The following is a 22,773-nucleotide window of genomic DNA, read 5'->3' on the forward strand; positions in this document are numbered from 1 at the left end:
GCGCGCGCGTCAGTCGATCGGCTTCTCCCAGACCGAGACGTGTCCGCCGCTCTCGGCGGTGAAGGGGGCCCGCGACCAGTCCGCCCAGCGGTGGCGCAGTCGCAGTCCGGCGAGACGGGCCATCAGGTCGAGCTCGGCGGGCCACACGTACCGGAAGGGTGTGGAGGAGTGCTCGGCCTGCCCGTCGACGAGCGTGACGTAGTGCGAAGTCATCGCCTGCGTGGCGACGTCGTAGGTGTCGACCCCCCACTGCGTCGGGCTGATGTGGAACGGCACGTCGGTCTGCCCCGGGGGCAGCTTGCGGAGCTCGGGGACCCCCGCTTCCACCACGAAGGTGCCGCTGGGCAGCAGATGGTCGGCGGCGTTGTGGAAGCAGGCCACCTGGGCGTCCTGCGTCGTCAGGCAGTTGATGGTGTTGAAGACCAGGTAGGCGAGGGAGAAGGCGCCCGCAACGCGGGTCGTCGCGAAGTCGCCGATCGTCACGCCCACGGCGTCGCCGCCCGGCTTGGCCCGCAGTCTGGTCACCATGGCCCGGGACATGTCGATGCCGTGCACCGGTACCCCGCGCGCGGCCAGCGGCAGTGCGATCCGACCGGTCCCGATGCCGAGTTCGACGGCCTGCCCGTCACCGGCGAGCCCGGCGAGCACATCGACCGTCGGGCTCACCACCTCCGGCCTGAACCTGTGCGCTACGAAGTCCTCGTAGGTGGCCGCGGTGCTCTCTCCGAAGTAACCGTCGTCATCAGCCATCCGGAGACCGTACCTTTCGCTTCCGGGCGGACGCGTCCGAATATCCGGCGGCCGCTCAGCAGTGCCGGTACACGTACCCGTCCTCGCCCTTGGCGCTCACATCACGGTCGCGCAGGGTGATCGAGAGCTTCTCGCCCCACCTGCGGCAGGCGTCGTCGAAGTCCTTCGTCTCGTACTCGATGTCGAAGACCTTGCCGTCGTACGCCTTCTCGTACGCGGGGCACTCCTTGTAGTGGGCGCACTCCTCGGTGACGGCGAAGTCGAAGCCGATCCCGCGGTGTTCGCCGATCAGGTCGGTGGTGTTCTTCTGCGCGATGGCGAGGCCCTTGGCGTGCGCGCGCTCGGCGAGCAGCCGGGCGAACGCCGCCGCGTCATCCTTGGTCAGCAGGTCGTCGGAGCGTTCGTAGGAGTCGAGGTTGTCGGGCTCCACCGCGTCGAATCCCGCCTTGCCGCAGCCGTCGATCCACCGGCCGACGACCTCGGCGAGCGCCGCGCGCTTCTTCTTCGTGGAGATGTCGAGCAGCGGCTCCTGCCAGTCCTCGTCGACGACGGGATCGCCGTCGTCGTCCCGCAGGATCAGGTCGGGGTGCTCGCGCTGCCACCAGCGCGCGGCGTCGGCGCCCGGCTGGGCCTGGAAGGCGTTGACGTAACAGATGTTGTAGCGGCCGGGCACGGGGTCCGCGGTGCGGTCGCGCGAGACGGCGCGGACCTTGGCGGGGGGCGGGTAGGGGCCGCCCAGCTGGTAGTCGAAGGGCGCGTCCACCGGCGGTTGCCGGACCGCGCCCGCGGAGCCGCTCGCGTCGCCGGACGCGCCGGGCTCCCTGGACCCGGCCGATCCGCCGGATCCGTCGGAGGAGCACGCGGTGAGCAGGGTGAGGAGCAGCGCGCCGCCGACGCCTGCTCGAAGGATCCGCGCGGAGCGGTTTGTGCGGGTACGCCACTTGATGCCGTTCACGGATCAAGGATCGCAGCCGCGCCGCGCGGACCCTTCGGCAGGACCCCGGGCCGGGCCGGGGGACGGGGTGGCCCAGGGTCTGTTCGGGGTCGGCGACGGGGCAGGGACGGGTCAGCGACGGCCGATGACCTCGGCCGTGCGCGCGGCCATGCCCGCCTCGCCCGCGGCGTTCGGGTGCACGGGCACGAAGTTGGTGCCGAACAGGACGGGCTCGATCCACCGCTGGTCCGCGGGACGGCAGGCGTCGTGGGCGTCGGAGGCCGCCGCCATGTCGACGAAGGTCGCGCCGCTCTCCGCCGCGGCCCGCTCGGCCGCGCCGTTCAAGGTGGCCTGGAGGTCACGGAGATAGGGCACGTCGCCCTGCGCGATCGGCATCTTCAGGAAGCAGCCGGGCACCGCCTTGGCCGGGGTGATCCAGGGATAGCCGAGGATCGCGACCTTCGCCTTCGGGGATCTGGCCTTGATCGTGTTGAGCGCGGTCCTGATCGCTGGGTACGTCTTCGTCTCTACCTGGTCCTTGAACGTGTTCCCGTGGAGGGTCTTGCAGGGGCTGCCCTGACCGCCCGTGACGATGCCCGCGCTGCCGCAGGCGAGGATCGCGTTGATGAACGTGCCGTTGTCGTTGCCGCCGATGGTGAGCGTCACCAGATCGGTGTCGGCGCTCAGCGCGTCGAACTGCGGGGCGACGCCCGGGTACTGGGACTCGGCGAAGTCCTTGGTCTGGGCGCCGCCGCAGGTCACGTCCTTGAGCGTGGCGCCGAGCGAGGCGGCGAGGAGGTGCGGGTAGTTCTTCGAGGTGCGGGCGCACAGCAGGGGCGCGCCGGGATCGAGGGGCAGCACGCCGGAGCCCGCGCTGTAGCTGTCGCCGAGGGCGACGTAGCGCAGGGGGTCCGCCGTGTCGGCGGCGGCCGGTGCCGTGCCGATGCCGAGGCCGAGAGCGGCGAACGAGGCGGCGGCGACGGCCGCCGCCGCGGTGCGATGCTGTGCGGGCATCCGCATGAGCGTTCTCCTCCGGGCGGGGATCGGGAAGCGATCCGGGGCCCGGCACCATAGTTCAGCTCTGGACCGCTCACTACGACCGAGGATGCGTGTCCTCGCGTGCGGAATTGGCATCCGGGTGACAAGCGGTGGTTCCCTTCGGCCCCGCCGCTCCCGCCGGGTCAGGAGTTGCCGCGCGTGCCGAGCCGGTACAGCTCCGCGTAGAGCCCATCGCGCGCCATCAACTCCGGGTGGCTGCCCGCCTCGCGGACGCCCTGTCCTTCGAGCACCACGATGAGGTCGGCCGCGCGCACCGTCGCGAAGCGGTGCGAGACGAGGACCGTGACGGGCGGCGTGCGGGAGGCGCGGGCCGCGGCCGTGTAGCGGGCGAACAGCTCGTGCTCGGACGCCGCGTCCAGGCTCGCCGTCGGCTCGTCGAGGATGAGCAGCGCGGGCCGCTCCCGCATCGTCGTACGGCTCATCGCGGTCTGCTGCCACTGGCCGGTGGACAGGTCGACGCCGCCGGGGAAGGTCGGGCCGAGCTGGGTGTCGAGGCCGTGCGGCAGCTGCCCGGGGAGCCCGGCGCCGCCGCCCCTGGCGAGCGCCCCGGTGACCGCGTCGGTGACGTCGGCGCGGGGCAGGTCGCCGAGCCCGACGGCGGTGCGCAGCGTCAGCTCGAAGCGCTGGAAGTCCTGGAAGCACGCGGTGAGCGCCCCTCGCCAGGCGCCCACGTCCAGGGTGGCGATGTCCTCGCCGCCGTACGAGATGGTGCCCGACGTCGGCTCGTACAGTCGGCACAGGAGCTTGACCAGGGTGGTCTTGCCCGCGCCGTTCTCACCGACGAGCGCGATGACGGTGCCCGCGGGAACGCGCAGGCAGACGTCGTCCAGGACGGGGTGCCGGGTGCCCGGGTAGGTGAACGACACGTGGTCCAGGACGAGTTCGGCCCCGGGCCCCGGTGGCGGTGCCGGGTCGGCGCCGGGGCGGGCGGGGGAGTTCTCCGGGAGCGCCGCGTGGTCGGAGAGCCACAGGAAGTGGCCCGCGGCGCGCAGGGCGTGCTGCAGCCACGAGCCGAGCGCGACCAACCCTGATACGGAGCCGAGGAGTTGCGCGCCGAGCACCAGGGTCAGGACCACGTCGCCGGGGGTGCCCTCGCCCCGCGCCACCGCGATCAGGGAGAGCAGGACGCCGCCCAGATATCCGGTGGCGAAGACCAGCCAGCCGCCGCCCGACCACACGGCGGCCCGCGTGTCGGCCCGGTCGCGGGCGCGCCGGACGGTGTCCTGGAGGGCGTCGTGGCGCCGGGTGAGTTCGTCGGCCAGGCCGTAGACGCGGATCTCGCGGGCCGCGGCGGGGGAGCAGGACAGTTCCAGGAGGGCGCGGCGCAGCCGTTCCCGCTCGGCGCTCTCCCCTTCGGCGCGGCCGATCAGGACGCTGCCGCGGTGGGCCGCGAAGACGGTGGGCAGGGCGAAGAGCGGCAGCGTGAGCAGCGCGGGATGGACCGTGACGAGCAGCGCCAGGGTGGTGCCGAGGCCGAACAGCGCCCGCAGGTTCTCCACCAGGGCGCCGAAGGCCCCGCCGAGCTCGCCGCGGTGGGTGCGCAGCAGCTCCATGCGGTCCAGGTAGTCGGGGTGTTCGTGATGGGTGAGGGTGGGGATGCCGCCGGTCAGCTCCATCAGGCGCCGGTCCAGGAGCAGTCCGACGCGCTGCTGGAGGTGGATGCGCAGGACGGAGACGAGCGCGCCCGCCGTGTACGTCGTGACGACCGCGGCGACGAGCAGCACGGCCGCCGTCAGGGCGGCCCCGAAGTCGTGTCGCAGCGCGGCGTCGGTGGCCTGGCGGATGGCGAGCCCGCTGACGACGCCGCAGCCGCCGACGACCGGGGCCAGGACCAGGACGAGCAGCGCCCTGCGGGCGTCGGCACGGAACGCGGTGGCGATCAGGAGGGCTGCGGCCCGCGCCCGGGCGAGCAGGGCGCGCCCGGGCTTCTCCCGGACAGCTGAGGGTTCATGGGGCTTATGCATGGGTTCCTCCGGCGTACGCGGCACTCTGCAGGGCGAACGCCCGGGCGTAGCGGCCGTCCTGGGCGATGAGCTCGTCGTGGCCGCCCTGTTCGACGACGCGGCCGCCCTCGACGTAGCAGATGCGATCGGCGAGCCGCACGGTCGCGAACCGATGGGAGATCAGCACGGTGGTCAGGCCCCTGGTGAGGTCGAGGAACCGCTCGTACAGCTCGGCCTCGGCCCGCACGTCCAGGTGTGCGGTGGGCTCGTCGAGGACCAGGACGCGTGCCCCGTGCTCCACCGCGTACAGCGCGCGGGCCAGCGCGAGGCGCTGCCACTGACCGCCCGACAGGTCGGTGCCGTCGGTGAAGCGGCGCGACAGCGGCGTGTCCCAGCCGTGCGGGAGCCCGGCGACGGCCGGATCGAGCCCGGCCAGCCGCGCGCAGCGCGCGAGGGCCTCGTCGTCCCGGGGCGCGCGCACCGCGCCGAAGCCGACGTTGTCCCTGGCGGGCAGCTCGTAGCGGACGAAGTCCTGGAATACCACGGCGAGTTGGTGGCGCCATGCGGTGACGTCGAGGTCACGCAGGTCCGTGCCGTCCACGGTGACGCGGCCCGCCGTGGGGTCGTGGAGCCGGGCGAGGAGCTTGACGAGCGTGGTCTTGCCCGCGCCGTTGGCACCGACCAGGGCGAGCGAACCGCCCGCGGGCAGCCACAGGTCGAGCCCGTCGAGCACCGGACGACGGCTGCCCGGATAGCCGAACGCCGTCTTCTCGAAGCGGATCCCGGACGCGGGCAGCCCTGCCGCCGGAAGCGGGCCGCTGACGACCGTGTCCCGCTCCGGGAGCGCGGCCACCTCGAGGGCGGGCGGCACGGCGGCGCTCGCCCTGGCCAGCGTCCACTGCAGATCGCCCAGCCAGCCGAGGGCCGCGGTGCCCAGGACGGCCTGGAGGTACACGGTCGTGCGGGCCACCCCGACCTCGCCGTGCGCGGACTGGACGGCGAGCGGCACCAGGACCGCCGCGTGCGCGGCGACCAGCGACACGCCCGCGACCAGGTCACGGACCGCCGCCCGGCGCCGGTTCCCGCCGACCCTGCCCACCCCGGCGAGCCACGCGCGCGTGAACCGGTCCACCAGCCACGGCGACATCCCGAAGACCCGGATCTCCTTGGCGGCCCCGCCGTCGAGAGCCACCGCGCGCAGGTACTCCGCGCGCCGCAGCTCGGTCGTCGAACCCGCCTGGACGTCCACCGCACGCCGCACCTCCCTGTCCCGCCAGGCCCCCGACACCGTCCAGGCGGCGATCAGCGGCAGCGGCGCCCACCAGTGGAAGCCGATGAGCAGCGCGGCCGAAGTCGCCCCCGCGGCCCTGGCCGAGAACAGCGCGGGCAGCGCCGTCACCGCCCGCGCCACCGGCAGCATGCCGGTGCCCTGCCCCTGCGCCAGGGTGAGCCGGTCGGCCACCGCGGGATCGTCCAGGGCGGCGACCCCCGCGGGGCGCAGCGAACCGTGCATGACGAGCCGCGCGGTGTACGCGGCCACCCGCCTGCCGAGCCGCCCCGCGGTCGCCTCGATGGCTGGCTCCACCAGCAGACCGGCCAGATAGACGCCGCACAGCACGGCGAACGCGGTCAGGACGCCGTGCCCGGCGGCCGTACCGAGCCCGGCGCCCGCCCCGGGCAGCCGCCCCGCGAGGACACCGACGCTCAGCATCAGCGCGGGCGCCAGGGCGGCGTCGAGCAGCGCGAGTGCGGTGAGTGCGGCGGTGAGCGGCAGCGACGCCCGGGGCAGCAGCCGCAGCAGGGCGCCCACCGGCGATGCGGTACGGCCGCGCCCTGCCCGGTCCTTCGGCCTCGTCCTCCGTACCCCCCGCTGCTCGGCCACGCCGGTCACCGCAGTCCGAACGCGGCCAGCCAGGACCGGTCCCCCGACGTCCCTGACTCCAGGGTGAGCAGTGCGGCGCAGGCCCCGGTGGCGCCGGTCAGGAGCGTGCCGTCGTGCGCCGCGAGATCCGTGACCTCGTCGAGCCGCGCCAGGACACGGGCGACGAGCCGGTCGCGCAGCGCCGCGGCCCCGGCCAGGCCCGCGTGCCGGTCGAAGGCGTCGCACAGCAAGGCGAGCCCCGGCATCCCGTGACAGAGGCTCAGATCGGGCCGGTCGGCCTCCTCGTCGTATCCGCGCAGGAACGAGGCGGCGGCGTGCAGCGCGAACTCGCGCAGCGGCGCGTCGTCGAGGACCCGGCCGGTCTCCCAGAGCGCCCAGGAGATCCCCGGCGTGCCGTAGCACCACGTCAGGGGACGGCTCGGCAGATGTGTCATGCCCCCGGCGGGCGGCCAGGTGATGACGGACCGCGCCCCCGACTCGTACCGCGTCAGGTACCAGGACGCCAGGTGCTCCAGGGACGCGGCGATCTCCTGCGTCAGACCGGTCGCGTCGGCCGCCCCGCACAGGGCGGTGGCGACCCCGGCGGCGCCGTGCGCGGCGCCGGAGTTGACCCGGTCGTGGTTCCAGCCGCGCATCTCCTCGTCCTTGTACCGGCCCACTCGCAGCCGCCCCAGATCGGCGTTCGCGCACAGCGCGGTGAGGTGCCCCACCGCGTGCGCGACGTCCTGCCGTGTGCACGCCGGGTCCGCGGCGAGGGCCAGGAGGCTGCCCGCCGTCCCGGTCACGAGGTCGTAGTCGGACCAGGCGAGACCTTCCGTACGCCACCTCCCCGAGCAGGCCGCGAGTTCCCTGAAGGCGGTGTCCGCGAGCCCGCCGAGCCGTGGCCAGGCCGCCGCCGCGGTGCGCAGGCCGAGCAGATAGCCGCCAAGACCCCAGCCGAACAGGCCCGGATGGGTGCAGCCCTGCCGCAACTGCCGCAGCCAGGCCGCGACAGCGCGCGGAGCGGCCTCGGGCGGCCGTCGGGGGCCGTGGGCGGCGACGGTGAGGGCGGCGAGGACCGCGGGCCCGAAGTCGACGCTGTACTCCGCGCCCCGCGCGCCCTTCGGAGCGAGGTCCGCGAAGGCCGTCAGGACGCGGGTGGAGATGGCGACGGAGTCGGAGAGGGAGGGGGAGGGGGAGCGCTGCGGATCGGTGGCCGGAGCCGGGGTCCGGTGGGTGGTGGTCATGGGGCGGCGGCCTTTCGCGGTGGCGGACGGGCGGCGTATCGGTTTCCGGAGCAGGTGAGCAGGTGAGCCGGTGAGCCGGTGAGTCGGTGAGCCGGTGAGCCGGTGAGTCGATGAGTCGGTGAGGCGACCGGTCGACTGGTCGGCGAAGGGGAACGGGCCGCCGGTGCCGCAGGCATGAGCGGTTCCGGCGGCCCGTCATGGGCGGGGTGGGGAGGTACGGACGGCCACTCCGGCGTGGGCCGACGGGTCACCCCGACATGGAGGACAAGTCACCTTGTCGTTACTGGGCGCACGGACAGGAGCCGGTGCACTTGGTGGCCGCGGTGCACCCCTGAGTGGTGCCCACGATGCCGACCGTGAGGAGCTGCGAGTCGTCGAACTGCGTCTCCAACTGGTCGATCAGCGCGTCCACCTGGTCGACGCTGTCCAGGCTGTCGGGCGCGAAGCCCTCGGTGCCGTCCGTCATGTTGTCCATTGCTGTCACCTCCCTTCTGTCAACAGGACTCACGTGCTTACTGGTTGCACGGACAACTGCCCGTGCAGCCGCCGACCTGGGTGCATCCCTGGGTCGTGCCCACGATGCCGACCTTGAGGAGCTGCGAGTCGTCGAACTGCGTCTCCAGCTGGTCGATCAGCGCGTCCACGTCGTCGAGCTCGTCGACCACGTACGCGTCGGCGGCGGTCACCTCACCGTCCATCACCTGTCACCTCCTTTCCCTGCGAGTGGAGTTGCCGGGCTGCCACCGGTCGTGCCGTGGCAGCGTTCGGGGATCCGCTCACGCGGACCGGGGGAGGCGGACGAGCAGCTCCGCGGTCACAGGCCCGGCGACGGGGTCGGAGAGGTCGGCGACGGTCAGTTCGGCGGGCGAGGGGAGCATCTCCTCGACCACCACCGCCGCGGCGCCCGCGACGAAGGCGAGGTCGCCCGTCCGCTCCAGGACGGGCAGCGCCCCCAGGCTCGCCAGATCGCACGGGAGCGGTGAGTCCGCGCCGGGCGCCGCCGAGAGGAAGGCCCAGCGCGGCAGCCCCAAGCGGGCACGCAGCCGCGTCAGTTGCCCGGCCCTTTCCAGTTCGGCGGCGCCCCTCAGGGGTAGCGCGGTGACGGGCAGCCGCCACTGTGCGGCGGACAGCACGAGTGATCCGGCGACGGTGATCCGGGGGACGTACTCCCGTTTGGGCAGTGCCGTCAGGGAGTGCCGGAGCCTGCGGCGCCGCGCGGCGTGCTGCGGCGCGTCGCGCAGCAGCAGGGAGGCCACCTGGTCCCAGGGGAGCGGTGCGTTGCGGGCCGAGTGGTAGAGCGGGCGGACGGGTCCGGCGCGGTCGCTGACCACGACCCGGCCGCCCGTCCACCGGGCGCTCAGTTCGTCCAGCGGTACGAAGCGCGGGTGGCCGCCGTACGTCCCCTCGCAGTACCCCGGCAGATCCGGGTCGCCGGTCCAGGCGCTCGTGTACAGGGGCCTGCGCACGGCGTTGGCGGCGAACCGCGAAAGGGCGGGGAAGAGCAGCTCGACGGAGGGCACGCCGCTCTCGCGGTCGAGGCGCCGCAGGAAGTCGCGGTACGCGTCGACGTGCGGCAGCGGGCCGTGCAGCCGCTCCAGGGCGCCGACGAAACGGGCGTCGTACACCCCTGCGGGCGCCACGATGTCCAAGGCCCAGCTCCGGCCGGGCAACGTGCGTACGACGCAGTCGAGCGGCCAGTCGGGGCGCGCCTCGGGGGCGCCGAAGCGGTCGAGCACCGCAGGGCCGATGTCGATGGCGCGGGCCCCGGGCGCGGCGTCGATCCGGCTGCCGAGCCAGTCGACGAGCCTGGCGTACCCCGATCCCGGCGAGCGGGGCTCGGGCCACTCGGCGGCGGGGACGTGCACGCTCACCGGGGTGTCGCCCTGCGCGTCGATCCGGTCGCGCAGGATGTCGAGGACCGGCCTGTCCTGCCCGTACACGAAGGCGGGCGCGGCCTTGACCAGGCCCGTCGCCGCGTCCTCGTCGATCAGCGCGTGCAGGCGCAGTGCCTGCCCGATCGCCGCGCGCAGGATCGCCAGATCGGTGGCGCGCAGCGCGTCCGGAGTGCGGCGGTACACGTCGAGGTAGCCGCCGTCGACGCGCTCGGACGACGCGTCAGGCCCGGCACCGCTCAGCGGGCCGTGCCACCCGTGCCAGCGCCGCGGGGTGGGCCGCCGCAGTTGTACGACGTCCAACTCGGCGAGCCGCAGCAGGAACTGACGCAGCACATCGGGCCGGATCCCGCCCCCGGACGGCGGGGCCAGCGCGGCCTCCAGCTCGACGAGGGACAGCGCGCCGCCGCGCAGCAACTCGCGCAGGCGGTTCACGAGCGGGGTGCGCCGGATGCGTACGGGGGTCAGGAGGGTGTCCTTGCCGGTCTCCAGTGCGAGGGCCTCCAGACGGTCCGGTGTCACGCGCAGGAACGGGTTGAAGGAGACGCGGGTGGCGGGCGGGAGGGGACGCCCGCCACCCGCGGACTCCGCGCGCACGGCGGCTTGAGGGTCCCTGGTGTCGCTCAGCGCCGACGGCGCGTCTTGCGGTCCTGCGGTGTCGGTCGGCGCCGATGGTGCGTGTTTCGGTCCTGTGGTGTCCGTGGTGTCGGTCGGCGCCGATGGTGCGTTCTTCGGTCCTGCGGCGTCCGTGGTGCCGGTCAGTGCCGACGGCGCGCCCTCCGGCCCTCCGGCGGTCGTCGCGTCCGCCCCCGCCTGAATGTTCTCCGTCCAGTCCGTCGCCACTTCGTCGGTGAGCGTGAGCGGACGATCCGGCGCGGCCGGGTCGTCCGTCACGCTCACCACGGCCACTTGGCCCAGCCAGCCGCGCGGGGTCACCTTCACCGCGCCGCGGGCGATCATGCGCCACAGGTAGTCCGCGCGTTTGCGCATCTGACGGTCCGTCCAGGGACGTCCCGCGGCGAGTCGTTCGGCGATCTCGATGCCGACCGGTAACGTGCCGTCGCGCACGGCACGGCCGCCGACGGGGGAGCCGGTCAGCAGCGCGTGGCCCGCCGGGGCCAGTCGGCGCTTCTCCTCCTCGTACCGGCGCCCGACGGCGATCCTGGCGCGCTTGAGCTGCGCCGCCGACGCGTGGGCGCCCACGAGCACCTGAGCCAGGGAGCCCTCGGGCGCCACGCGCCGGGCGACGGCGACGAGCCGCCGGTGGTCCGCGTCAGGGAGGGGCCTGCCGCGGTACAGCCGTCGCCGGGCGGAGAGCGCGAGACGGCGCTCGGGGACCGTGAGGGCCGGGTGGGGGACAAGGACCGCGCCGACGGCGTCGGCGAGCCGCGCGCTCATCCGGGCGAAGTCGCCCTCAGTACGCTCCAGTTCGGCGATGAGCCGGAACAGTCCAGGGGATCCGCCCGCGCACCACAGCCGCATCGGAAGCCCCGCCGTGCGCAGCAGCACCGTGTCGCCCTGTGGCGACTCCGCGCCCTGCGCCGACTCGGCGTCGAACGGGCCCCGTGTCTCTCGCCCGGTCACCGCGGCTCCCCTCCCGGTCGTGCCGTCAGCGCCTCCGCGATGAGCGCCTGGCGCAGCACGGAGAGCCCCGCCCGGTTCCAGTGGAAGACGATGGCGAACGCGGCGGCCTCGCGCGGTCCGATGAGCGCGTCGCCCGCGGTGAAGTACGAGCGCAGCCACCGCTCCCCGGCGAGCGCCACGGACACCCGGAACTCCTCGGCGTGGCGCCGCACGGCCTCGGGCAGCGCGGCGGCCAGGGACTCCAGGTCCGCCCACGCGGCGCGCAGCGCGGCCTCGATGCGGCCGACCTGCGCCGCGGGGCCCGCCGTGCCCGCCGCGCGCAGATCGGCCGCGTACCGGCGCCCCGTCTGGCGGCGCAGCCGGTCCCACACGTCGAGGTCCTCCCAGCCGAGGACCTCCAACGCGTCGAGCAGCGCGCGCACCATGAGGAGCGACATGGCCCACGCCGGGCGCACTCCCGCGTCCTTGCGCCCGGCGGGGCCGTCATGGGGCTCGCTGTGGAAGCCGAGCCAGGCAAGCGAGTCGGCGGTGAAGACCCGGTGGACGCTGCGCATCGAGACCGGACCGCCGAACAGATACTCCTCCGGCTCGTACACTCCGGCGTGCCACGCCTCGATCAGGCCCTCCTGCTGCCAGGCCACGAGCCGCTGCCGCAACAGGCCCTCGACGTCGGGGCGGTGAGGCCGCGCCGTCTGCCAGCGCACCCGCAGTCCGGGGTGCTTGTGCAGGAAGAAGAACTCCTGCGCCCGGCCGTCGGCGAGCAACTCCCGGCTCAGGTCGTGCAGTTCGGCGTAGAGCTCGCGCTGCCCGCGCCGGGCGGGCGCCACCCCGAAGTGCAGCCAGGCACCCGGGTGGCGCCGTACGACCGGCGTCACGATGTCCGGCGTACGCAGACAGCCGAACTCGTCCATGCCCCTCACCCCCGCGAGACGGAACGCGGCGCGCTCTCGGCCGCCCTGTCAGAGTGCCGCCGGGCGGGCCGTGGGCGATATGCGTACCTCTGCGTAGCGGACGAACCGTCCCCGCGCTTGACAGGCCGGGGCCTGGTCCTCTAATCCGGAGAGTGCGGAGGGAGGGGGCTTTCCGTGGCCTGCATGTCCGCACACGACTACCAGCGGGTGCTCGACCTGACCGTCGCCATCCTCAACAGCCGTCAGTCCACGCTGCCCTGGGAACTCGTCAGAGCGGAGCTCGGCGACGTCCTGGACAGCCCGGCGAAGATCCTCTTCGCGTCGCGGGGCTGGCCGGACACACCGGTGCCCTGCCCGCCGCCCTCGGCGCCTGTCGACCCAAGGATGCGCGCCCTGGACGAGTCGCTGCACGAACATCCGCTGGTGTGCCACTACCGGCGCACGGGCGACAGGTCGCCGCTCACCGACCGTCAGGTGTGGGGTGCGCCGCCCTGGCCCGACGAGGCAGCGAGGCACGTGTTTGAAGAGGCGTTCGAGGCGGATCACCAGATGGCGCTGCCGCTGCCCGCGCCTGAGGGGGCGAGCCACCTGATCGTGCTCGGCAGGCGGGGCGAGCTGTACGGCGAGCGCGATCTGGAGGTCGCCCGGCGGATCCAGCCGCTCCTCGCGGCCGTCGTCGACCACATGTCCCACGCGAGCCGCCTGCTGCCGCCGGTGCCCGGCGAGGGCCCCGAGGACACCCTGGACCGGGCGGCCGAATACGGGCTCACGCCGCGCGAGACGGTGGTCCTCACCTTGCTCGCGCAGTCCCTGACCGCCGACACCATCGGCCGCAGACTGGGCATCTCGCCGCGCACCGCGCACAAGCACCTGGAGAACGTGTACCGCAAGCTCGGCACGGCCGACCGCCTCGCCACGGTGCTGCACGCCAGGGACGTCGGGCTGCTGCCCGGCGTCTGAACGGGCGTCGCGGCTCAGCCCCGGTCGCCGTCGCTCCCGGCCCGCCCGGTGTGCGCCACCAGGGCGTCGATGAGCTCGGGCCAGAGTTCCCTGGGGCGGTCGTGCCCCATGTCGGGGATCAGCAGGAGCTCCGCCCCGGGCACCAGGTCCGCGGTGCGCTCGCCGCCGCTGGGGTCGATCAGGGTGTCGTCGAGACCGTGGATCACCAGGGTCGGCACGCGCAGCTCGCGCAGGGCGTCGGCGCGTGAGCCGCCGAGGACCATCGCGCCGATCTGCCGCCCGACCCCGGCCGGGTGGTGGGCGCGGTCGTAGCTCGCGGCGGCGAGATCACGCAGCGCGGCGGGGTCGCCGTACCGCCGGGAGGCCCACACCATCTCCCGCTCCGCCGCCGCCACGTACCCCGCGCGGTCGGCGGGCCTCGGGCCGAGGAGCACCGCCTGGGCCTCGGGGCTCGATCCGCCGTACCCGGGCTCGCCGGTCGAGGACATCATCGACGTCAGGGTGAGCACCCGCGCCGGATCGGCGATCGCCATCGTCTGGGCGATCATGCCGCCCATCGAGGAGCCGACCACATGGGCCCGCTCGATGCCGAGCGCGGTCAGCAGGCCGAGCCCGTCGTCCGCCATGTCCCGCAGCGAGTACGGCACCATCGCGAGGGCGGTCGGAACGTCTCCCGAGCTCACGGCGGCGATGAAGTCGCCCATGTCGACCGGATGCTCGTCGAACGTGGTGGACAGGCCGCAGTCGCGGTTGTCGTAGCGGATCACGTGGCGGCCGCGGGCCGCGAGGGCACGGCAGAAGTCCTCGTGCCAGGAGATCAGCTGGGCGCTGAAGCCCGAGACGAGCAGGACGGCCGGATCGCCGGGGTCGCCGAAGGTCTCGTGGGCGAGGGACACTCCGGGCGAGGATTCGATGATCGGCATGTCCGGAGTGTCCAGCACGGGCCGCGGATCCGCAGCCGGATTTCGGCGGGCGGCGCGCGCGGGTCGTGGCTTTCCGGGGACGTGGCGGCCCCGGCGCGCCACGCGCCGGGGCTCAGGACGTCCGGTCGCACTCCTCGATCCGTGCCCGCAGTCCCGCCACGTCCGCGCCGGGCAGCCGGAGCGCCGCGGTGTAGTCGGCGTGGGCGGCGGCGACGCGGCCCGCCTGCTGGTGGGCGTAGCCGCGGTTGTAGAGCAGGTCGGGGTCGGAGGGTTCCAGGGTGATGGCGCGGGTGAGGTCGGCGACGGCCGCGTGGTCGTCGCCCGCCGCGTGCGCGAGCGTGGCGCGGCCCGCGAGCGCGCTCACCAGGTGGGGGGCGAGGGCGAGCGCCCGGTCGAAGTCCGCCCGTGCCGAGGTGTCCGCGCCCTCCCGCAACGCGATCAGGCCCCGCTCGCACAACAGGTGCGCGTCGTCGGGATGGTGCCGCAGCCCCTCGGTGACCTGGGCCCGCGCGTCCGGCAGGTCTCCGATCCCGAGCAGCGTCCCCACCAGGCTCGCCCGGATGTCGGCACGGTCCGGCTCCAGCGCGGCGGCCTGGCGCAGATCGGCGAGCGCCCCCTCGGTGTCGCCCGACTCCAGGCGCAGATCGGCGCGGTTGAAGTGCAGCTCCCAGTGCGGCGGGGCCAGGTCGATCGCCCGGTCGTAGTCGGTGAGTGCCCCTGCCGTGTCACCGAGGCGCCGTCGGACGTCGGCCCGGTCGAAGTAGTGCTCCGGGTGGTGCGGATCCATCGCGACGACGGCGTCGTGATCGGCGAGCGCCGCGTCGAGGTGCCCGAGTGCGGCGTACACCTCGGCCCGGTTGCGCAACAGGACCGAACGGTGCAACAGATGGGCGCTGTCCGGGAGATGGAGTCGCAGCCGGCCGAGGCCGCTCTCGATCAGGCGCAGCGCGTCGGCAGGATGTCCCAGGCGCAGCTCGATGAGCGCGAGGCCGTTCTCCTGGAACGCGGTGTGAAAGGCGCGCTGTCCGGGGTCGGGCAGCCGGGCGGCCAGCGCGACCGTGCGGGTGAGCAGGGCTTTGGCGGCGCTGAGGTCGCGGCGCCCCGGCGGGTGGAAGCGGGCGTGCAGCATGGCGAGGGCGTAGTCGCCGAGCAGCCGCACCAGCGGGTCGGTGTGGCGCTCGCGCATCCGCAGGTGCAACCGCTCCGCCTCGGCGGTGTCCCCCAACAGGGCGAGTGCCGTGGTGACTTTGGTGTGCAGGGCGAGCTCCGCGCCCAGGGGGGCGTCGTCGGGCGTGACGGCCTGCGCGCGCCGCGCGAGGTCAAGCAGCGCGTGGTAGCACCCCGTCGCGAGGGCGTGCTCGGCGGCGGACGCGAGCACCGGCGCGGCCGCCGCGGGGTCGCTGCCGCGTTCCAGGTGGTAGGGGAGCGCGCCGAGCCCGAGCGTCAACTCGCCCTGTGCGACCCGTGCGTGGAGTTCGGTGGCCCGCGCGTCGTGCAGGCGCGCGCGGACGTGTTCGTCGGCCCTCTCGTACGCGGCCGACTCGGCGGGATCGGTCGATGTGCCGTCACTCGCGACGAAGGCTCGTACGAGGGCGTACGGGTGGGTCCGGTGCGGAAAGCGGAGCGGCGGAGCGACGGGCAGCGCCCGGCGACTCGCGTACCGGCGCAGCGCCGACGCCAACTCCTCCTCCAGGCACTCCGGTTCGTCGTCCCGCGTGTGGACGACGAGGGTGATCTGGTCGGGCGCCGCTCGGCGCAGCAGCAGCGCGAGGAACTCCTGGTCGGCCGGATCCGCGTCGGTGACCCGAGTGAAGCCGAGGACCAGCGGCCGCGTGCGGTCCGCTGCCCTGGCGTAGGAGAGGAGCAGCTCCACGATGCCGTGCGCCAGGCGCCGCGTACGCGTACGCGGATGCAGTCGGGTCCGCTCGGCGGGCGCCGCGCGGTCGGTGAGGGTCGGGAGCGGGTCGGCGACCAGGCCGCGCAGTTCGGGCGCGACGGCGTGGATCTCCACGCGGTGCCGGTCGGGCAACTCCGGCTGCGCCAGGCGTATGAGGGGGAGCAGGGCGCGCAGCAGGCCGCCCGCTCCGGTGTAGGGGCCGCGCAGCCGCCGGTGGCAGTCGACCGTGATGTCCGGCTGCGGTTCCGGTCGTGATGGCGGCAGCAGTGGTGGTTGCGGCTGCGGTCGCGGCCGCGACAAGGGTTCCGATTCCGGTCCGGTGAGCCACAGGTGTGTGCTCGTCGTGCTCATCCCGCTGTTCCTGTCCTGATCTGTCCTGACCTGATCTGACGTGATCAGATCAGGTCTGATGTGAGTCCTGTTGCCGAGCTCCGCACCGAGAGGCGGGAGCGATCGCGTCTGCGCGTGGTGATTCCCGAGAGGCGCTTGGTGATTCCCGAGAGAAACGGGGTGCCGGGGCCCGCCGCGGCGCCCGGCACCCCGCTCAGGCCAGCGGCAGGACGTACGCGGCGTACGAGCTGAGCCGGATCGTGCTGCCCGGGCGGTACGGAGTGATCAGCTTCATGACGGGAGTCCCCTTCGTGTTCACGGGCGGCCTCCGGGAGAGGCCCGCCCGCCGCAACAGTGGTGGGGTGCGGCGCCCCGCGGCATGGGGGCCCGACCCCCGGATTCCCCAGGTCGACCGGACCGCTGACCTCCACCGATCGCCCCCGTCGGAATCACTGTCGGAAATCCCGGAATCGCTGAACGCGCGGGCCTCCTCGCGCGTATCCACCCAAAGGCGTCCGGGCGCGGATGCGGCTCGGACGAGGGTCGTAGTGGCATGAGCACGGGGGACAGGACGCCATGGACACACACCGGACATCGATCATTGGACGGGAACGGGAACTCGGCGCGCTGGAAAGGGCGTTGGCCGCTGCCCGGTCCGGCGCGGGGCGGGTCGTCCTCCTGACGGGCGAGGACGGGGTCGGCAAGTCGAGGCTGGCCGCGGAGGTCGCCGAGCGGGCGGCGGCCCGGGGGATGCGCGTCATGCGGGGACGCGCCAGCGCGATCGGGCTGCGCGTGCCGTGCAGGCCGCTCACCGAGGCACTGCTCGAACTCTCCCGCGACCGACGGCTCGGCCCCGAAGCGGCGGGACTGTGCGGGACGGCGCTCGCCGGGCTGACCGCGCTGCGCGAGCCGGGGCCTTCGCGCGACGCCACGTCCTGCGCCTCCTCGCTCGTGGTACTCGGCGAGGCCGTGCTGCGCGCGGTGGCGGAGGCCGGGCGTACAGGCGGCTGTCTGGTGGTCCTGGAGGATCTGCACGACGCGGACCCCGGCACCCCGGCGCTCGTCGAGTTCCTGGCCGACAACATCGCGCGCGAGCCGGTCACCCTCCTCCTCACCCTGCGCGACGAGCCGTGCCAGGCCCTGGAGTTGGCCCGTGCGCTGGCCCGGCGCGGCAGCGGCACCCTCATCGGCCTCGACCGGCTCGACAGGTCCGAGGTGCGCGCACTGATCGCGGGGCAACTGTCTTCGGGAACAGAGGAGTTGCCCGAGGGCCTGGTCGACCGGATCTGGGAGCAGAGCGACGGGAACCCCTGGGCGGCCCAGGAGTTGCTGACCCACCTGGTCGACGAGGGGCTGCTCGGATACGACGCCGACGGCTGGCGTCTGTCCGGCCGCCCCTGCGCCGCGTCCGTGCCCGACGCGCTGGTCGCCGGTGTCGCGCGCCGCGTGGACCGGCTCGGCCCGCGCGGCAGGGAACTGCTCGCGGCCGCGGCGGTCGTCGGCACCCGTTTTCCCGCGCCGGTGGTGCAGGCGGCCACCGGCATGGCCGACGACGAGGCGCTCGGCCATCTGCACGCCGCCCTCGCCGGAGGTCTGATCGGCGCCGCCGAGCCCGCGCCCGACTGGTTCACGTTCCGGCACCCGCTGACGGCACGGGCCCTGCTGCGCACGCTCGCCCCGAAGGAACAAGCACGGATCGCCCGCGACTGCGCCGGTGCCGTGGCCGATCTGCACCCCCAACTCCCCGCCGACTGGTGCCTGGTGGCGGCGCGCCTGTGGGAGACGGCGGGGGAGCGGGACACCGCGGCGGGGCTGTACGCGCGGGCCGGGTCCCGCGCCCTGGCGCACGGGGCCGCGGTCGACGCGGCCGAGGCGCTCGACCGGGCCCGCGCCCTGCTCGCGGGGCAGGACACGGCGGCCGCCGGAGCGAGTTCGGACCCGCGGCACGTTCCCCTGTACGCCCACGTACTCGACTCGCTCCTTGCCGCGCTGACCGAGGCGGGCGAGAGCGAACGCGCGTGGGACCTCGCCGGGGCGGTGGACGGTGTGTGCCCCGCCGCGGCAGGGCCTGAACGCGCCGCCGCACTGCACGTACGCCTCGCGCGGGCCGCCTCCGTGACCGGCAGGACGGACGAGGCACGCGCCCAACTCAGTGAGGGGCGACGCCTGTTGGGGCCAGAAGGCGAGGCCGAGGGCGCCGTCGACGCGGCCGGTGCCGCGCTCGCCCTGCAGTCGGGCGCGGTCTCGGCGCGGGAGGAGGAGCGGGCGCGGAAGGCCGCGGCGGCGGCCGAGCGCGCCGGGAACCCGGAAGCGGCCTGCCAGGCCTGGGACGTCCTCGGCGTGCTGGCCAGGACCCGTGACGTGGCGGAGTCGACCGGCTGCTTCGACCGGGTGCGCACCATCGCCGAACGGCACGGCATGCCGTTCTGGCGGCTGCGCGCGCTGTTCCGGCTCGGCGGCGACGACTGGCTCACCGAAGGGGACGTGGCGCGGCTCGAACACGCGCGGCGCGAGGCGGCCAGGCTCGGCGCGGGGGACATCGGCGGCGCCGCCGAGGCGGACCTCGCGCTGTGGCTGGTGCTCAGCGGCAGGTTCGGCACCGCGGCCCAGCTCATCGACGCCTGCTGGACCCGGGGTGCCGGGCAGCGCGACGCCGACCGGGCCAGGCACCTGCTCGCCGCCGATGCCGTGCTCGCCGCGCACCGGGGCAAGCGGGCGCGGATGGAGCAGGCCGTCGCCGAGTTCCACCGCTGGGACGGCGACCGTTCGCCGCTGGCCACACTCACCACCGGGCTCGCCAGGACGTTCTGCGCGCTCCTGGAGGAGGACCGGCCGAGGGCCCACCAGGAACTGGCCCGAATAGCCGCGCCGGGCGCGGTCGGCGCGGGACACCCGCTGGACGGGCGGCACGGCCTCCTGCACTTGCTCGACGCGTTGAGCGAGGACGATGACGAGGACGAGGGCGAGTCCACGTGGACGGCGGGGGCGCCGACGTGGGGGGAAGAAGGGACGACGCCGACCGGGAAGGGGAACGACGAAGCCCCCCTGGCCCAGCTCCGCTGGAACCGTCACTTCGTCCTGCTCGCCCGCGCGGTCCGTCTCGGCAGGAGTGGCCACGGCGACGAGGCGGCAGCGGTCATGGGGGCGGCGCACAACGTCGCGGCGCCGTTCCCCGTGGCCTACCACCTGGGTCTGCGGCTCGTCGCGGAGGCCGCCCACCGGGACGGCTGGGGCGAGCCGACGGTGTGGCTGCACCGGGCCGAGGAGTTCTTCCACCAGGCGTCGGTCCCCGCGGTGGCGGGCGCCTGCCGCGGCCTGCTGCGCAAGAACGGCGTGCCGGTGCGGCAGCGGCGCAGGGGCGCCGACCTGGTGCCGCGTCCGCTGCGTCAGCTCGGTGTGACGGTACGGGAGTACGAGGTGTTCCGGTTGATGGCGCCGCGGCCCGCCAACCGGGACATCGCCGACCGCCTCTACATCTCACCGCGCACCGTCGAGAAGCACGTGGCGAGCCTCATCCTCAAGACGGGCAGGCCGAGCCGGGCGGCACTGAGCGAGCTGGCCTCGACCGTCCTGCTCGACGACGCGGCCGACGAGGGGTGACCGCGGCCGGACGAGCCCGACCAGGGGGAAAAGGTCCGACCCGCCGGACCGTGAGCGGTCCGGCGGGTCGGGTGAGGCGGCAGGTGTGGGGGGTGGGCCGCCTCGGGGTCGCCGGTGCTGTCCCGGCCGGGGGCCTCAGCCGGTGATGTTCACATCGATGCAGGCGTAGAAGGCGTTGGTGGTGTCGGCGATGTTCCACACCGCGAGCACCTTCTGCTTGCCCTTGAGCCCGCCGAAGTCGACGGTGTGCGTGACGGTCGAACCCGGCTGGGCGCCCCCGTCGTCGACCTCGGCGATCTTGTTGCCGCCGACGAAGTACTGCCAGGTGCTGGTGCTGTGACGGGCCGTCAGCTTCCAGCTGAACTCCTGGGAGGAGCCGACGTCTGTGGTCCGCCAGCCCAAGCTGTCGTCATCGAGCTCGGCGAACCGCTCGTTGCCGCCGCTGCAGGTGGTCTGCCCCTTGGGGCCCTCCACGCTCTGCGGCTCGTGGGTGATCTCGCCGCACGACACGGTGCCCGCCGCGCACTGTGCCTGACGGCTCGGCGGTGTGGAGACGTAGCCGTGCGCACCGGCCGGGGTGACCGAGGCGAGGACGAGCACGGGTGCGAATCCCGCGCCGACGACGGCTGCCAGCTTCCGCTTTGTATTCATCTCTGCTTCCTCTGGGTGGGGGGACGAGGGCAGAGACAACCGGGCGCCTCGGTCGACTCATTGGCCTAGACCTTACGCGTTGTCTGATCTCCGTCAACCCTTCAACTGATGTTCGTGGGCCAGGTGTTGCGGATGAGAAACTGCTCGTCTCCACCCGAAAACGACTCGAAGTCCCCCACGAAAACACCCCGACTTGGAGGGGCAGTGACCCAGACCGACGACGTCGTGCGCCTGGTGCGCGAGGTGCTCGAACCGGTCGGCCTCATCGGCGCCTACCTGCACGGATCCGCCGTGCTCGGCGGCCTGCGACCGCACAGCGACATCGACGTGTTCGCCGTCGTGCGGCGGCCGACGACGGCCGCGCGGCGCCGGGCCCTCACCGAAGGGCTGCTCGCGGTCTCCGGCCATCCGGACCACGGCACGCCCCTGCGACCCGTCGAGCTGACCGTCGCCGTGCAGGACGACATCCGCCCCTGGATGTACCCGCCCCGATGCGAATTCCAGTACGGCGAATGGCTCCGCGACACCTATCTGCGCGGCGTGATGCCCGAGCCAGGACCCAGTCCCGACCTCGCGCTCCTGGTCACCATGGTGCTCGACGGCCGGGCCCCGCTGCTCGGCCCCGCGCCGGGCGACGTGCTCGACCCGGTCCCGACGGCCGACCTCGCCCGCGCGATGACCGCCGGTGTCCCCGAACTGCTCGCCGAACGCGACACCGACACCCGCAACGTCCTGCTGACCCTCGCCCGGATCTGGACCACCCTGGCGACCGGCGACATCAAGTCCAAGGACGCGGCGGCCGATTGGGCCCTGGAGCGTCTGCCCGCCGAGCACAGGCCCGTGCTCGCGCGCGCCCGCGCCGTCTACCTGGGGGACGAGGAGGAGCGCTGGGACGACCTGCTGCCCCAGGTGGCGCCGCACGCCGCGTACGTCGTCAGGGCGATCGAAGGGCTCGCCCCGGGCGGGGACTTCGCCCCATGAGGGCCGTGGCGGTCAGCGCGGTGGCGGTCAGGGCGGACAACAGGCCCCAGGCCGGGGCGAAGCTGTGCGTGACGTCCCTGAGCAGGCCGAGCGTGGGCGGCACCACGACGATGGCGATCTGGTTGACGGACATGGCAAGGCCGATGACGAAGCCCGTCCTGCCCGGTGGCGCCGCTTCCGCGACCTGGGCGACCCAGGGGCCGTACCAGCCGTAGCCGAAGAACCCGAGCCAGACGAACAACAGGCAGGCCGCCACGGGGGATTGCCCGAGCGGTGTCATCAGCGCCGTCATCCCGGCGATCACGGCGGCCATGCAGGTTACGACGGAACCCTGCCGCCCGGACGCGGCGCGGTCGCTCCACGCCGCCAGGCAGACGCGCCCGACGACGCCCGCCGCCTGCGCCGCCACCAGGACCAGCGCCGCCGGACCGGCCCCCAGCTTCGTCGTGTCGTGGAGGTACAGCACGGTCAGGACGAGCACACCGCACTGCACGGAGATCAGGCTCGTCCCCGAGAGCATGATCCGCACCATGGACGGTTCGCGGAGCATGGCCAGGCGGGCGGCGAGCCGCGCGGTGACCGGGGCGCGTGGCGCGGTCGGGGCGGGTGGCGCTTCGGCGGGCGCGGCGAGCGCGTCGGCGGGTGGTGGCCGGTACCAGGCCAGGAAGACCGCGCCGCCGAGCAATGCGACGAGCCCGCCGGTCACCAGCGCGGCCCGCCAGCCGAACGCCCCGGCGACGAGGGGCAGTACGGCCGCCGAGAGCGCGCCGCCGAGCGGCAGCCCCGCCTGTCGTACTCCCATCGCGGCACCCCGCCGGGACGCGTCGAACCAGGACGCCACCGCCTTGCTGCCGCCGGGCTGGGCGGTGCTGTACCCCGCGCCGACCACGAGGAGGACCAGCAGCAGCGCGACGTACCCGGGCGCCGCGCCGCCCGCGCACAGGGCCACCGCGATCAGGCAGGATCCCGCACCGACGACCCGGCGCTCGCCGAAGCGGTCCAGGAGTTCCCCGGCCACCGCAAGCCCGACCAGCGGGACCAGCTGTGCGGCCGAGAGCAGCAGCCCCAACTCGGCGTTGCTCAGGTCCAGATCGCGCCGCAGCTGGACGCCCATCGCCCCGATGCCCTGCACGAAGAACGCCGACGTGGCCTGGGCGAACGTGGCGATCCCGAGGATCACCCACCGGTAGCGGGCGGCGCGGTGCGCGAGGGTCTCCGCGCTCATCCGCACCCCGCCCGCCGGGCGGGGC

General features: G+C 74.1%; 17 protein-coding genes. 3 read left to right on the top strand and 14 right to left on the bottom strand.

Translation table 11 applies throughout. From position 1 onward, the window contains the following. Positions 1-9 precede the first annotated feature (9 nt). From CP970_RS41365 to CP970_RS41410, 10 genes are all read right to left on the bottom strand, one after another. On the bottom strand, positions 10-750 hold the full coding sequence (locus CP970_RS41365) for a methyltransferase domain-containing protein (RefSeq protein ID WP_055547125.1): 741 nt from the start codon (positions 748-750) through the stop codon (positions 10-12). A 55-nt stretch (positions 751-805) separates the two neighbouring features. After that, complete coding sequence (locus CP970_RS41370) at positions 806-1,696, bottom strand: endo alpha-1,4 polygalactosaminidase (RefSeq protein WP_055547183.1); 891 nt, start codon at positions 1,694-1,696, stop codon at positions 806-808. Positions 1,697-1,816: 120 nt separating this feature from the next. Next, complete coding sequence (locus CP970_RS41375) at positions 1,817-2,704, bottom strand: SGNH/GDSL hydrolase family protein (protein WP_055547123.1); 888 nt, start codon at positions 2,702-2,704, stop codon at positions 1,817-1,819. Between the two features lie 161 nt (positions 2,705-2,865). Further along, on the bottom strand, positions 2,866-4,707 hold the full coding sequence (locus tag CP970_RS41380; RefSeq protein ID WP_055547121.1) for an ABC transporter ATP-binding protein: 1,842 nt from the start codon (positions 4,705-4,707) through the stop codon (positions 2,866-2,868). Further along, positions 4,700-6,568 carry an ABC transporter ATP-binding protein gene (locus CP970_RS41385; RefSeq protein ID WP_150494620.1) on the bottom strand — a complete coding sequence of 623 codons (1,869 nt, stop codon included), beginning with the start codon at positions 6,566-6,568 and terminating at the stop codon, positions 4,700-4,702. Before CP970_RS41385 ends, CP970_RS41380 begins: the two co-directional genes overlap by 8 nt. Positions 6,569-6,573: 5 nt before the next feature. After that, positions 6,574-7,794, bottom strand: a complete 1,221-nt coding sequence (locus CP970_RS41390) for a lanthionine synthetase LanC family protein (RefSeq protein ID WP_150494623.1) — start codon at positions 7,792-7,794, stop codon at positions 6,574-6,576. Positions 7,795-8,074: 280 nt separating this feature from the next. Beyond that, on the bottom strand, positions 8,075-8,269 hold the full coding sequence (locus CP970_RS41395; protein ID WP_055544014.1) for a hypothetical protein: 195 nt from the start codon (positions 8,267-8,269) through the stop codon (positions 8,075-8,077). Between the two features lie 37 nt (positions 8,270-8,306). Continuing rightward, positions 8,307-8,492, bottom strand: coding sequence for a hypothetical protein (locus CP970_RS41400; RefSeq protein ID WP_055544015.1), 186 nt, complete (start codon positions 8,490-8,492; stop codon positions 8,307-8,309). Positions 8,493-8,570: 78 nt separating this feature from the next. Further along, entirely contained in the window at positions 8,571-11,270 is a 2,700-nt protein-coding gene (locus tag CP970_RS41405; RefSeq protein WP_055544016.1) for a lantibiotic dehydratase, read from the bottom strand. Beyond that, positions 11,267-12,181 (bottom strand): thiopeptide-type bacteriocin biosynthesis protein, encoded by a 915-nt coding sequence (locus CP970_RS41410; protein ID WP_055544017.1) that lies wholly within the window; start codon positions 12,179-12,181, stop codon positions 11,267-11,269. Before CP970_RS41410 ends, CP970_RS41405 begins: the two co-directional genes overlap by 4 nt. A gap of 183 nt (positions 12,182-12,364) precedes the next feature. Here CP970_RS41410 and CP970_RS41415 point away from each other — a divergent pair, with 183 nt between their 5' ends. Further along, positions 12,365-13,141 (top strand): helix-turn-helix transcriptional regulator, encoded by a 777-nt coding sequence (locus tag CP970_RS41415; protein WP_055544018.1) that lies wholly within the window; start codon positions 12,365-12,367, stop codon positions 13,139-13,141. A gap of 14 nt (positions 13,142-13,155) precedes the next feature. On the opposite strand, the gene CP970_RS41420 is transcribed toward CP970_RS41415, so the two are convergent. Both CP970_RS41420 and CP970_RS41425 read right to left on the bottom strand, forming a co-directional pair. Continuing rightward, positions 13,156-14,064, bottom strand: a complete 909-nt coding sequence (locus tag CP970_RS41420) for an alpha/beta fold hydrolase (RefSeq protein WP_055544039.1) — start codon at positions 14,062-14,064, stop codon at positions 13,156-13,158. 112 nt (positions 14,065-14,176) lie between these two features. Next, positions 14,177-16,312, bottom strand: a complete 2,136-nt coding sequence (locus tag CP970_RS41425) for a tetratricopeptide repeat protein (protein ID WP_055544019.1) — start codon at positions 16,310-16,312, stop codon at positions 14,177-14,179. A gap of 555 nt (positions 16,313-16,867) precedes the next feature. On the opposite strand from CP970_RS41425, the gene CP970_RS41430 reads away from it, so the two are divergent. Next, the gene (locus CP970_RS41430; RefSeq protein ID WP_063805990.1) at positions 16,868-19,891 is read left to right on the top strand and encodes a helix-turn-helix transcriptional regulator; all 3,024 of its coding nucleotides are present in this window, start codon (positions 16,868-16,870) and stop codon (positions 19,889-19,891) included. 135 nt (positions 19,892-20,026) lie between these two features. Here CP970_RS41430 and CP970_RS41435 read toward each other — a convergent pair whose 3' ends face one another. Then, complete coding sequence (locus CP970_RS41435) at positions 20,027-20,542, bottom strand: lytic polysaccharide monooxygenase auxiliary activity family 9 protein (protein WP_055544021.1); 516 nt, start codon at positions 20,540-20,542, stop codon at positions 20,027-20,029. Positions 20,543-20,746: 204 nt separating this feature from the next. Between CP970_RS41435 and CP970_RS41440 the strand changes: the two genes are divergently transcribed. Beyond that, on the top strand, positions 20,747-21,523 hold the full coding sequence (locus CP970_RS41440; protein ID WP_055544022.1) for an aminoglycoside adenylyltransferase family protein: 777 nt from the start codon (positions 20,747-20,749) through the stop codon (positions 21,521-21,523). Here the strand turns inward: CP970_RS41440 and CP970_RS41445 are convergent. Beyond that, complete coding sequence (locus CP970_RS41445) at positions 21,477-22,748, bottom strand: MFS transporter (protein ID WP_055544023.1); 1,272 nt, start codon at positions 22,746-22,748, stop codon at positions 21,477-21,479. The two genes, CP970_RS41440 and CP970_RS41445, sit on opposite strands and share 47 nt — an antisense overlap. Between the last annotated feature and the right edge of the window lie 25 nt (positions 22,749-22,773).

It is taken from the genome of Streptomyces kanamyceticus, assembly GCF_008704495.1.
In the GTDB taxonomy this organism is placed as follows: domain Bacteria; phylum Actinomycetota; class Actinomycetes; order Streptomycetales; family Streptomycetaceae; genus Streptomyces; species Streptomyces kanamyceticus.